The organism is Streptomyces globisporus, from assembly GCF_003501885.1.
Lineage (GTDB): Bacteria > Actinomycetota > Actinomycetes > Streptomycetales > Streptomycetaceae > Streptomyces > Streptomyces globisporus_D.
On sequence record NZ_QWFA01000192.1, the window covers coordinates 1 to 11,828 of the forward strand.

An 11,828-nucleotide genomic window follows, 5' to 3' on the forward strand; every position below is an offset into this window, starting at 1 on the left:
GGGTCGCGCTTCGGGGCGGGGGCCGGCCCTGCTCCGAACGGTGCGAGCGGGGTCCGACCCTGCTCCGACCTGCTGCGGCCGGACCTCGGACGGGCCCTACCGACGGGTACGGTACGCACGCCGACGCCCCTCTGGGAAGGGCCGGGCTCCCGGTCGGATAACCGCCGCGCAGACTTTGGCAGCGGGTGACAATCCGCAGCCGCGCCCCTTGTCGGCGGGTGCGCGAAATCGTGCCCGGCCGTCGGGTGCGCACGGCCGGGCACGACGTTCGGATGCGGTACGTCAGCGGGGCGGGATCAGCCGCTGATGACCGGGGACTTGCCCGTGGTGGCACTCACCAGGGTGTACAGGCCCTGGAAGCTGGCGGTGGTGCCGACGATGCCGCAGCCACCGCCGACCTTGTTGGCGATGGACAGGGTGAGCCCGCCGCCCGCGGTGTTGAGGGTGCCGTTGCTGCCGCCCGCGGTCGGGTTGTTGTACTTGGCCGCGACCTTGCCGGTGACGTTGAAGGTGCAGGGGCCGAGGATGCTGCTCCCGGACACCTTCGCCTTGATCGCTCTGATCTCACCGGTCACCTGGCCCGTGGAGTTGGTGCCGGCGCCCGCCGCGTAGTCCAGGCCCCAGATCTCCCACGACGGGGTGGTGGTGACGGTCCAGGTGGAGCTGAACGGGCCCGTGCACGGCGAGTTGAACGAGATCGCCGTGATGGAGGCGAGCTTGGCCGGGCTCCCCGCGACCGGGGAGGTCGGCGCGGAGCCCGAGGCGGCGGAGGTCGCGCACTGGATCTTGTTGCCGTTGTTGTCGGTCAGGACGGTCACCCCGGCGCTGCCGTTGAAGGTGCCGGTCGGGGTGATCGTCCAGCTGGTCGGCGCGGCGACGGCCGACGGGGCGGCCAGCACGACGGATGCCGCGGCGGCACCGATCGCGGTCAGGACACCGGTTCGCTTGAACATGGGGGTACTCCCTTTTCTCGTCCCGTTGGGGATTCGGCTGAACGTGACTGGAGAGGTTCGTGCGCTGTGTCCGCCGGGCCGGACGGTGCGGCGTTCGGCGGGTCCACGGGGTGCCGGACGGTGCGGCACACGGCGGGGTCCGCGAGCAGGGGTCTGCGGTGCGCGGACCAGGACATGAGGGGCGGTTGGCCGCATCACCTCCTCGTACGGGTGGAGCGGAGACGGCCTACCGCTTCGCGGAGTGCCAGAATTCGGACAGCTTCCGGCCCTCGTTCGGCGCGAGGCCGGCGGGGTCGTAGGGGCTGCCGAAGTACGTGGTGGTGGCGTCCAGCGTCACGCTGTTCTTCCCGGCGGCGGACGGGAGCCCGGTCTTGAGGTTCACCGCCCAGTCCAGGAGCCCGGCTCCGCAACCGCTTGCGCCCGGTACGGCGAACGTGGCGTCGCCCTGGTCGGCACCGTCGAAGGTGTAGCGCCCCATCTCGCCCTCGTCGTCGTTCGGCGTCCCGTCGGCGGCGAACCGCTGGAGCGAAAGGGTGGGTGCCGTCACGTTCCGGGGCTTGAGGAGCACCGGGTTGGCGGTGGTCCCGATGTAGCACTTGTCACCCAGGAACGGATTCTTGAGGTGGATACGCACCGGGATGGTGAGAATGGGCTCACCGGTGGAGAAAGCCGCGCTCATATTGAAGTCGCGTGGCGCTCCGGCCGGTTCGATGGTGGCCGTCACCCGGTTGAGATTGTTGTCCGTCAACTGACGGCAGATTCCCGATACGAGGGGAATTCCGCTGGGGCACATCAGCCCGAGCAGCCCGCCCGGGATCTCGGCCGGGTCAGCCGTCAGGGCCCCCTCGGGCGGGGCCACCAGCGAGGCGGTGCCGTCGGCGCGCTGGACGACGCCGAGCTGCAGATCGGTGTGGCCGGTGGAGACCACGCTCTTGCCCAGCGTGATGGAGCCGGTGGCCGAACTCGACGCGATGCAGGCGGCGATGGTGTTCACACCGTCGGCGGCCAGCATGGCGGGCGCGTCGACCGGACAGCGGTCGAAGGGCGCCCAGTCCCCGTTGAGCTGGGTGGCGGCGGTGGCCGAGCCGGTGGAGAGCAGAGCACTGAATGCCGTGAACGCCGCGAGCAGACCTACGCGGGTTCGATTGGAAACGGATCTCATGTCGTCCCCTCTGTCGGCCGCCGTGGCGCGGCCTCGTGCACGAAGTTGACCGGTTCTGCAACGCATGCCCACACCGCGACGACCGTCGGGCGTTGGGGCCTCGGGTGGCCCGGGGGCGGAGGATCGGAGCATCAAATTTCGGGCAGATTTCATGACCGAATTGACCGAGGCGTGATGTTACTCGCGGGAAACAGGGCGACACAATCCGTCCGGCTAAGATTCTTTGAACCACACCTTTTTTGATCCGTAAATGAGCATCGCGGCACGCTCGCCTTATCAAGGAATGCGCACCCGGAGGCAGGGAATTACGTACCGCCGGGCGGAACCCCGCGGGCGGTGCGCAGGCGGGGCCGACGCGCCGGGAGACACGGAAGTCTGGCTTCCGCTCTCCGGCGGATGGCATGGAATTTCGGCCAGGCGGCTTGAAACCCTTCTCCACCAGCGGGCGTTCACCCGCGTTCGCCGTGGTGGGCCGCCCGTACACCCGGCCGCTCTCCGGCCCGTCCGACTCCGGCCGGGCCATGCCGGCAACAACTCGACGGCAGCAGAACCGCTTTGTTGTCACCGCCTGAGCGGGCGGCCGAAATTCATTGTCCGAAAGCGCGCAGGAGCGCCCGACCTGCACGGAAGTCGCACAGTGCGGCCGAGATGTGTGCCCCCTGCACGTCGATCTTGTCCAAGTGGTGTGCAGCACCTGTTCCTTGGTCTATCTTCGTCGCGGACTTGGTACGCACCTGTCGGTTCGTGGGAGCGCTTTCCCCCACCGTCTCACCCCACCACCGGGCGCCGGGAGCAAGGGGATCTGTCATGCCACATCTCATACAGCCGTTGGATACCGAAGACCCGCTCGGGCCGCTCCCGCAGGAATTCGCGGCGATCATGCGGCCCGAACTGCCCAGCCTCATCAAGGAAATCGGCGTCGAGGTCACCCGGGCCTATCCGGAATACGCCCGGCTGCTCGACGGTCCGAACGGGCAGGCCATCAGGGTGGGCGTGGAGCAGAGCCTCGCCTCATTCGTCGATCTGGTGGCCGAGCCGTCCTCCCCGACCACGCTCCGGGACGACATGTGCCGGCGCTTCGGACGCTTCGAGGCGTACGAGGGCCGGAGCATGGACACCCTCCAGGGGGCCTACCGGCTGGGCGCGAGGGTGGCGCTGCGGCGGGCGAAGAAGGTCGGGCAGAGCTATCACCTCTCCCCCACCTTGATGCTGAGCTTCGCCGACGCGCTCTTCGCCTACGTCGACGAACTGGAATCGCTTTCCCGGGAAGGCTTCCTGGAGGCGCAGTCCCAGTCGGGCGAGCACAACGAGGCGCTGCGCCGCCGGCTGCTCCATCTGATCCTCGCCGGCCGCCCGGCCCCCGGGAGCGCCATCGCCGATCTGTGCGAGCAGACCGGGTGGACGCTGCCCGAGGAGGTGACGCTGATCGCCGTGCGCGCCCCGGCGGAGCTGGACCGGCTCCACGCGGACCGTGACCTTCTCGTCGACCTCAGCGCCCCGCAGCCACACCTGCTCGTCCCCGGAGCGCTGGACGACGTACGAAGATCGATGCTCGCCCAGGCCCTGCCGGCCGGGCGCACGGCGATCGGGCTGACCGTCCCCACGGCGCTGGCCTGCGAGTCGCTCCGCTGGGCCCGCCGGGTTCTGGAACTCGTCGACTCCGGTGTGATCGAGGACGCTCCGCTGATCCGCTGTGAGGACCACCTCCTCACCCTGTGGCTCCTGTCCGACCCCGCCCTGCTCGACCAGCTCGCCCAGCGGGAGCTGGCCGCCGTCGCGGGGATCAGCGCGACCCGCCGGGAACGGCTGGTCGAGACGCTACGGATCTGGCTCGACACCCGGGGCACCGCGGCGCAGATGGGCGCGCTGCTGGATGTCCACCCGCAGACCGTGCGCTACCGCATGCGCAGCCTGGAGACCATCTTCGGTGACCAACTCGTCGATCCCGAGAGCCGCTTCGCCACCGAGGCGGTACTGCGCGCGCTGCGGCTGCGCTCCCGCGCCACCGGTACCTCCCCCTGAGCCGGATCACGTTCGGCGTGACGGGTCAACTTACCGGCGCGTAAGGCGAAATAGACGGTCAGTCCCCAAACGGTTGCGACACGGAGACGTATCCGGCGAGAAACCCGGAACCGCGTCCCGTACACAGGAGGGAGTCCGTCGCCCGCCGGGCGACGGCTCCCGTGCACCGCCTCCTGGCCGACCGTCGAAAAGGGAAAGCCCCATGACCGCCTCGCACCTCCTCGTCCCCGTGCCGATCCCGGACCGGGTCGCCGCGCTGATCGGTTCGTGCATTCCGACGCACATCCTCCAGGCGGAGTTCGACGCCGACTGTGCGGCCCGGGAGGTCCGCAGGTTCCGCGGGCCACGGCTGGGGGTCGAAGACCAGGCCGACCGCGAACAGGCCCTGTCCGATCTGGCCCGCGCCAACAAGGTGCTCGCCGCGCACCACCCCCACCTCGCCGTGCTCCCCGGCTCGCCCTTCTGACCGGCCTTGCGGGACGTCTCCACTCCCCTTACCTTACTCCCAAGTAAGTTTACTTCGGAGTAAGGAATTGGCGTGGACGGAACCAGCAGCGGCAACCTCACCGACGACCTGTCCGCGCTCGACTTCGCCGCGGTCGCCCCCGAGGAGTTCGCACGGATCGTCAAGAGCCTGTCCGCCAAGCAGCTCGCCGAGGTCATGCGGGGCGAGCTGCGCACCCGGATCCTCGGCGAGGTCTTCGGCCGGATGCGGCAGCAGTTCCGGTCCGAGGCGGCCGGCGGCCTCACCGCGCTGATCCGCTGGAAGATCACCGGGGAGAGCGACGCGTTCTACGAGACGGCGATAGCCGACGGCGCCTGCCGGGTCACCGCGGGCCGCTCCGACGCCGAGCCCCGCACCACGCTGGTGATGGCCGACGCGGAGTTCCTCAAGCTCGTCTCCGGCAACGGCAATCCGGTCACGATGTTCATGACGCGCAGGCTCAAGGTCGCCGGTGACGTCGGTCTGGCGTCCGGCCTCACCCGCTACTTCGACATCCCGAAGGCGTGAGGGCATGAGCTTCTTCTCCCTGGCCCTGACCGAGGAACAGCAGGACCTGCGCGACTGGGTGCACGGCTTCGCCGCCCAGGTGGTCCGCCCGGCCGCCGCCGAGTGGGACGCCCGGGAGGAAACCCCCTGGCCGGTGATCCAGGAGGCCGCCCGGATCGGTCTGTACGGCTTCGAATCCCTCGCCGACCTGTACGGGGACCCCACGGGGCTCTCCCTCCAGATCGCCAACGAGGAGCTGTTCTGGGGTGACGCGGGCATCGGCATGGCCCTGTTCGGCACCTCGCTCGCGGTCGCCGGGATCTTCGCCTCCGGCACTCCGGACCAGCTCGCCGAGTGGGTGCCGCAGTGCTTCGGCGACGAGGACGACCCGAAGGTCGCCGCGTTCTGCGTCTCCGAGCCGGGGGCCGGGTCCGACGTCTCCGCGATGACGACGAGGGCCCGTTACGACGAGGCGACCGACGAGTGGGTCATCTCCGGCCAGAAGGCGTGGATCACCAACGGCGGCATCGCCGAGATCCATGTCGTCGTCGCCTCCGTCGACCCGTCGCTCGGCTCCCGGGGACAGGCCGCGTTCATCGTCCCGCCCGCCACGAAGGGCCTGACGGCGGGCCGCACGGTCAAGAAGCTCGGCCTGCGCGCCTCGCACACCGCTGACGTCTTCCTCGACGACGTCCGCATCCCCGGCCACTGCCTGCTCGGCGGAAAGGAGAAGCTGGACACCCGCCTCGCCCGGGCCCGCGAGGGCGGCCCCGCCAAGGGCCAGGCGGCCATGGCCACGTTCGAGGTCAGCCGCCCGACGGTGGCCGCGCAGGCGCTCGGCATCGCGCGGGCCGCCTACGAATACGCCCTCGAATACGCCGGTGAGCGCGAGGCGTTCGGCCGCCCGATCATCGAGAACCAGTCGATCGCCTTCGCCCTGGCGGACATCCGCACGGAGATCGAAGCCGTACGCCTGCTGATCTGGCAGGCCGCCTGGATGGCCCGTAACGACCGCACCTTCGACGCGGGCCAGGGCTCCATGTCGAAACTGCGGGCCGGCGAACTCGCGGTCTCGGCAACGGAGAAGGCGGTCCAGATCCTCGGCGGCGCGGGCTACAGCCGGGAGCACCCGGTCGAGCGGATGTACCGCGACGCCAAGATCTACACGATCTTCGAGGGGACCAGCGAGATCCAGCGCCTGGTCATCGCGCGGGCGATCTCGGGGCGGCACATCCGCTGAACGGACTCCACACCTCTTCCCCACTCTTTGGTCACAACTCCATCACCACCGGAACAAGTCGCTCCCTCAGGCCCCGTCAGGTCGCTACGGTCGGGCTCCGCACGGCACTTGGGGGGATCATGGATGGGAACAGTTCACAGCACCCGTCGCGTCGGCCCGGCTGGGGCCAGGGGGGCAACTTCACGCCACAGCCGCCTTCGACGGGTGGTCCGCGGTGGGCACGGAAGCGTGTCGTGCTCCCGACGGCCGGAGTGTTGTTCCTGCTCGGTGTCGGGATCGGCGCCACCGGTGAACAGCCGCAGGAAGTGCGCACGGTCGCGGCGAAAGCGAAGCCCGGACCGACGGTCACCGTCACCGAGACGGCGAAGGTCACGGTGACCGCGACCCCGGAGCCGGCTCCGACCGTCACGAAGGTCAAGAAGGTGCGGGTCACGGTCACCGCCGCTCCCCCGGAGCCGAAGCCGGTGAAGAAGCCCGTCGCCCGGGACGATTCCTCCGGCGGCAGTGGGGGCTCCGGCTCCGGAAGCGCGTCGACGTACTACAAGAACTGCGATGCGGTTCGCGCTGCCGGTGCCTCACCCATCCGGTCCGGCCGGCCCGGGTACGGACCGCACCTGGACCGTGACGGCGACGGGGTGGGCTGCGAATAGGTCTGCACCGGTTCTCCGGGGCCTCGAAACATGTGATTCTCGTCGCGCCGGACGAGTACGCCGTCGCCGGGCCGAAGGCCCACGCATGGCGTTTGCGGCCGACTCCCCGAGTCCCTCAGTGGGCCCGTCGGGACGTGCGCGGCGGGCCCCGGGCCCCCCGTCACACCCCGTCCACGTGCGGCAACGGGGGGTTCGGGCCGCTCGGTCGCGGCGGGACGTGGCGGCAAGGTGAAGAGGTTCACCGGGCGGCAGGACAGCGCCCCGGCGTCGCTTCGCCGCCGGGGCGAAGGCTGCCCGTGGCGGGCCCCACACGTTCGACCGGCCGCCGGACCGCCTCCGTGCCACTAGCCTCTTCACATGACCTCCACTTCGACCGAGCCGACGCCTGCCCGCCCGATGGTTGAGCTGAACGCGGAGATCCGCGCCCTGGTCGCCGACGGCGGTGTGGTGTCGCCGGAGGGCCGCCGGGAGTACGAGCGGCTTCTCGTCGAGTGGGTGGCGGCCGTACGGGGCAGCTCCACGGAAGCGGTCTGACGGTACGGCGACGGGTGCACCCGCCGGAAAGCCCTGCGGGACTCCGTACAAGAGGAGCCCCCCTCCGGGAAGCCCCGACCGGGTGTCGGCGATAGTGATCGTCCGTCCGCGTCCTCACCCCGGGAGCACCTCATGACCGCCGCATCACCCGTCGGCGCACGCCGCCCGTCCCTCCTGCTCGTCACCGATCTCGCGTACGAGGCGCGCGGCCGCCGCTACTGCGACGAGGACATCTACCTCTCCTCCCGGCTGCGCGAGGCGTTCGACGTCGCGCTCTGCCACCCCGGGGACGCGGCCGCGCTGCTGGCCGGGTTCGACACCGTGCTGGTCCGCAACAGCGGGCCGGTGCTGCACTACCGCGAGGCCTACGACGCCTTCCTCGTACGGGCCCGGGAGCTGGGAACGGCCATCTACAACCCGCTGGACGGGCGCGGCGACATGGCGGGCAAGGAGTATCTGGTCGAGATGTCCGCGGCGGGGCTCCCGGCCATCCCGACCGTCGACCGGGCGGCGGCTCTGGCCGAGCTGCCGGACGTCGACCAGTACGTGGTGAAGCCGAAGCTCGGGGCGGACTCGGTCGGGCTGCGTTTCGTCACGGCGGCGGAGGCCCGCGCCGAACTGGAGGCGGCGGCCGAGGGCTCCCTCCTCGTCCAGCCGCGGATCGACTTCCGGCACGAGCTGTCGTTCTACTTCGTCGACCACGACTTCCAGTACGCGCTGTACGCCCCCGACCCGGAGCGGCGCTGGGTGCTGGAGCCGTACGCGGCGAGCGCGGAGGACCTGGAGTTCGCCCGGCGCTTCATCGCCTGGAACAGCCTCGACCACGGGATCCAGCGGGTCGACGCCTGCCGGACGGCGGACGGCGCGCTGCTGCTCGTCGAGTTGGAGGACCTCAATCCGTATCTGTCGCTCGACCGGGTCGGGGAGGACGTCCGGGAGGCGTTCGTGGCCCGGCTGAAGACGTCGATCGCCTCGCTGCCCCGCTAGGGCCTTTCGTCAAACTGCCGTCGTCGCCCGGAGGGCGGGGCTCGCGGGCCCCGGCACGCGCATCTGCGGCGACCTCCGTTCGGCCCGCCCCCGCATGCGGGGGCGCACGGGCGGTGTGAGGGTGCAGGGGTGACGACTGCCAGCGAGCAAGCCCCCGCCACGCAGAGTGCCGCCGCGCCGCCGCCCGTCCTCGACCGGCGGCGGCGCAACATCGTCTTCACGACGATCGTGCTCGGCATGCTGCTCGCGGCACTGGACCAGACGATCGTGGGAACGGCCCTGCCGACGATCGTCTCGGACCTGGGCGGCGCCTCGCACATGTCGTGGGTGGTCACCGCGTATCTGCTGGCCGAGACAGTGGCCACCGTGCTGGTCGGCAAGTTCGGCGACCTGTTCGGGCGGAAACTGGTCTTCCAGGTCTCGGCGATCATCTTCATCACGGGATCGTTCCTGTGCGGCCTCGCCTCGGACATGCTGCTGCTGATCATCTGGCGCGGGATGCAGGGCATCGGCGCGGGCGGGCTCATGGTCACGTCGATGGCGCTGATCGCGGATGTGATCCCGCTGCGCGAACGGGGCAAGTACCAGGGAGCGATCGGGGCGGTCTTCGGTATCTCCACCGTGATCGGGCCGCTGCTCGGCGGGCTGTTCACCGACCATCTGACGTGGCGCTGGGCGTTCTACGTCAATGTGCCGATCGCCATCGTGGTGGTCATCGCCGCCGCCCGGAACATCCCGTCGGTGAAGGCGGCGGGGCGGCCGGTCATCGACTACCGGGGCATCGCGCTGGTCACCGTCGGGGCGAGCGCGCTGATCCTGGCGACGAGCTGGGGCGGGAACGAGTACGCCTGGGGCTCGGCGGTGATCATCGGCCTCTTCGTCGGCGGTCTGATCGCCCTGGCCCTGTTCTGTCTGGTGGAGACGCGGGCCAAGGAACCGATGCTGCCGATGCGGCTGTTCCGGAACCCGGTGTTCACCGTCTGCTCGATCCTCAGCTTCATCGTGGGCTTCGCGATGCTCGGCTCGATGATCTTCCTGCCGACCTATCTGCAGTACGTGGACGGGGACTCGGCGACGCTGTCGGGGGTGCGGACGCTGCCGCTGGTCGCCGGTCTGCTGGCCGCCTCGATCTTCAGCGGCAACGTGGTGAGCAAGACGGGCCGCTACCGCGTCTTCCCGATCGTGGGGACGCTGGTGATGGCGGCCGGGCTGTTCCTGCTGTCCCGGATGGGGCCGGAAACGGGCGTCTGGCTGGAGTCGCTGTACATGGTGGTGCTGGGGATCGGCATCGGGCTGGCCATGCAGGTGCTGACGATCGCCGTGCAGAACACCGTCGACTACGAGGACCTCGGCACGGCGACCTCGGGCGTGACGTTCTTCCGTACGCTGGGCAGCGCCTTCGGGACGGCGGTGTTCGGCACCATCTACGCCAACGCGCTGAAGCCGAACCTGACCGACGGCGTCGCGCGGGCGGTCGCCGCGGGCGGCGACCCGGCGGTCCTGGCCAGAGCTTCCGAGAGCCCGCAGGCCCTGCACGCGCTGCCCGCCGCCCAGTCGGAGCCGCTGGCCCAGGCCTACGCGGACACCCTGCACACGGTGTTCCTGTGGACGGTGCCGGTCGCCCTGATCGGCTTCGTCATCGCGCTGTTCCTCAAGGAGGTGAAGCTGCGGGACTCGGCCCGGCTCGGCTCGACGGACATGGGCGAGGGTTTCGCCCAGCCGGGCAGCGGGGACTCGGCGAAGGTCCTGGAGTACTCCGTGGCGACGATCCTGCACGGCGCTGGTCCGGAGACCGCCCGGCGGATCACCGCCGAGTCCGACACCCGGCTCGACATGGCGGGGGCCTGGGCGGTGATGCAGGTGGACCTGTTCACCAGGATGGTCGGCCACGCGGGCCTCGGGCTGATCGCGGCCCGGCACCGTATCCCGCCGGAGGTGCTGGTGCCCGTCTTCGACCGGATGATCGAGGAGGGCTATCTGACCGGCGACGGCCCGATCTTCTCGCACACGGCGGCGGGCCGGCGGGAGGCCGCGGTGATCTCCGACGCCTGGGGCCGCTGGCTCAACGACCGCCTGGCCGAGGACGGCGCACGCCCCGACGACGCTCAGCTCCGGGCCACCGTGGACGTGATCGCCAAGCGGCTGCTGGCGGAGGACCTGGCCCAGGAGCTGTCCCCCGCGGCAGGCTCCGGCGGATCGTCGCGGGTGGGGGCCCCGGTCTGAGCCGCCTCGGGGACGGTCGCCGCTCTCAGTACTCCCAGGCCCGGGGGCGCTCCAGCGCTTCCCACTCCGCGCGGAGCAGGCCGAGGGTCGCGTTGTCGTAGCGCCGGCCGCGGTGCAGGCAGGAGGACCGGCGTACGCCTTCGTGGACGAAACCGGCTCCGCGCAGGGTGGCGAGGGCCGCCGCGTTGTCGGTGTGCGTGACCGCCTCGACCCGGTGCAGGCCCAGTTCGCCGAAGGCCAGGTCGGTGAGGGCGGCGAGCGCGTCGGCGCCGAGACCCCGGCGGCGGTGCCCGGCCGCGAGCAGGAGGTAGGCCTCGGCGGTGCCGTCGACCAGGTCCTGCGCGACGAGGGCGACGTGCCCCGCCGGCGTGCCGTCCGGCAGGAGGACGAGGAAGTCGTCGCGGTCGCGGTTCTCGACGTGGGCCTCGATGCGCTCGCGGAACTCATGGAGGGGACCGGGCCAGACGCCCATCTCGTGGGCGGCCACCGGGTCGGCGCGCCAGTGGTGGATCAGTTCGGCGTCGCCCGGTTCCAGCGGGGTGAAGGCGACGTCACGGCCCCGCCAGAATCGCTCCCTCGCGGTGTACGGCGTCGCTGCTTCGTCCTCGTCCATGCGCGGATCGTACGGTCGGGCGCGGTGGGCCGGGAAACGGATTTCGGGTGACCGGACGCCGGTCAGTCGACGAAGACCGCCGTCGTGTAGACCCAGGCACCCTCGTGCCGGACGAAGCGGCTCTTCTCGTGGAGGGAGTCGGGGCGCCCGTCGTCGGTGTAGTGGGCGCGAAAGGTGACCGTTCCCGTGGAGTGGAAGGCGCTGCCCTCGGTGGTGTCCAGGATGTCCAGACCCACCCAGCGCATCGACGGGTCGAAGTCGACGCCGGGCGGCCGGGTCTCGGGGTGCCAGGTGCGCAGCAGGTACGCCGCGTCCTGGACGACGAAGGCCGCGTACCGGGAGCGCATCAGGGCCTCACAGGTCGGCGCGGCGGCGCTGCCGGAGTGGAATCGGCCGCAGCACTCCCCGTAAGCGGCGGGCAGGCCGCAGGGGCACGGGGAGGCGGGGGTGATC

The 11,828-nt window shown here is 70.6% G+C and carries 12 protein-coding genes; 8 read left to right on the top strand and 4 right to left on the bottom strand.

Annotated features, from left to right (window positions below):
- Positions 1-296 precede the first annotated feature (296 nt).
- Both D3105_RS27610 and D3105_RS27615 read right to left on the bottom strand, forming a co-directional pair.
- Positions 297-953: a hypothetical protein gene (locus tag D3105_RS27610; protein WP_118905703.1), complete on the bottom strand. Its 657-nt coding sequence runs from the start codon at positions 951-953 to the stop codon at positions 297-299.
- A 226-nt stretch (positions 954-1,179) separates the two neighbouring features.
- Entirely contained in the window at positions 1,180-2,115 is a 936-nt protein-coding gene (locus D3105_RS27615; RefSeq protein ID WP_118905704.1) for a hypothetical protein, read from the bottom strand.
- 807 nt (positions 2,116-2,922) lie between these two features.
- On the opposite strand from D3105_RS27615, the gene D3105_RS27620 reads away from it, so the two are divergent.
- From D3105_RS27620 to D3105_RS27650, 8 genes are all read left to right on the top strand, one after another.
- Positions 2,923-4,137, top strand: coding sequence for a helix-turn-helix domain-containing protein (locus D3105_RS27620; protein ID WP_118905705.1), 1,215 nt, complete (start codon positions 2,923-2,925; stop codon positions 4,135-4,137).
- A 202-nt stretch (positions 4,138-4,339) separates the two neighbouring features.
- The gene (locus D3105_RS27625; RefSeq protein WP_118905706.1) at positions 4,340-4,603 is read left to right on the top strand and encodes a hypothetical protein; all 264 of its coding nucleotides are present in this window, start codon (positions 4,340-4,342) and stop codon (positions 4,601-4,603) included.
- A 72-nt stretch (positions 4,604-4,675) separates the two neighbouring features.
- Positions 4,676-5,149 (top strand): SCP2 sterol-binding domain-containing protein, encoded by a 474-nt coding sequence (locus tag D3105_RS27630; protein ID WP_118905707.1) that lies wholly within the window; start codon positions 4,676-4,678, stop codon positions 5,147-5,149.
- A gap of 4 nt (positions 5,150-5,153) precedes the next feature.
- Complete coding sequence (locus D3105_RS27635; protein ID WP_118905708.1) at positions 5,154-6,368, top strand: acyl-CoA dehydrogenase family protein; 1,215 nt, start codon at positions 5,154-5,156, stop codon at positions 6,366-6,368.
- Positions 6,369-6,487: 119 nt separating this feature from the next.
- Positions 6,488-7,018 carry an excalibur calcium-binding domain-containing protein gene (locus D3105_RS27640; protein ID WP_118905709.1) on the top strand — a complete coding sequence of 177 codons (531 nt, stop codon included), beginning with the start codon at positions 6,488-6,490 and terminating at the stop codon, positions 7,016-7,018.
- Positions 7,019-7,375: 357 nt separating this feature from the next.
- Positions 7,376-7,552, top strand: coding sequence for a hypothetical protein (locus D3105_RS34740; RefSeq protein ID WP_158690724.1), 177 nt, complete (start codon positions 7,376-7,378; stop codon positions 7,550-7,552).
- Positions 7,553-7,684: 132 nt separating this feature from the next.
- Positions 7,685-8,539, top strand: a complete 855-nt coding sequence (locus D3105_RS27645; RefSeq protein ID WP_118905710.1) for a hypothetical protein — start codon at positions 7,685-7,687, stop codon at positions 8,537-8,539.
- Positions 8,540-8,668: 129 nt separating this feature from the next.
- The gene (locus D3105_RS27650; protein WP_118905711.1) at positions 8,669-10,762 is read left to right on the top strand and encodes an MDR family MFS transporter; all 2,094 of its coding nucleotides are present in this window, start codon (positions 8,669-8,671) and stop codon (positions 10,760-10,762) included.
- Between the two features lie 25 nt (positions 10,763-10,787).
- On the opposite strand, the gene D3105_RS27655 is transcribed toward D3105_RS27650, so the two are convergent.
- Positions 10,788-11,375, bottom strand: coding sequence for a GNAT family N-acetyltransferase (locus D3105_RS27655; protein WP_118905712.1), 588 nt, complete (start codon positions 11,373-11,375; stop codon positions 10,788-10,790).
- A gap of 62 nt (positions 11,376-11,437) precedes the next feature.
- A complete protein-coding gene (locus D3105_RS27660; RefSeq protein WP_240647040.1) occupies positions 11,438-11,827 on the bottom strand; it encodes a YchJ family protein in 390 nt (129 codons plus the stop codon).
- Position 11,828: the final 1 nt, after the last annotated feature.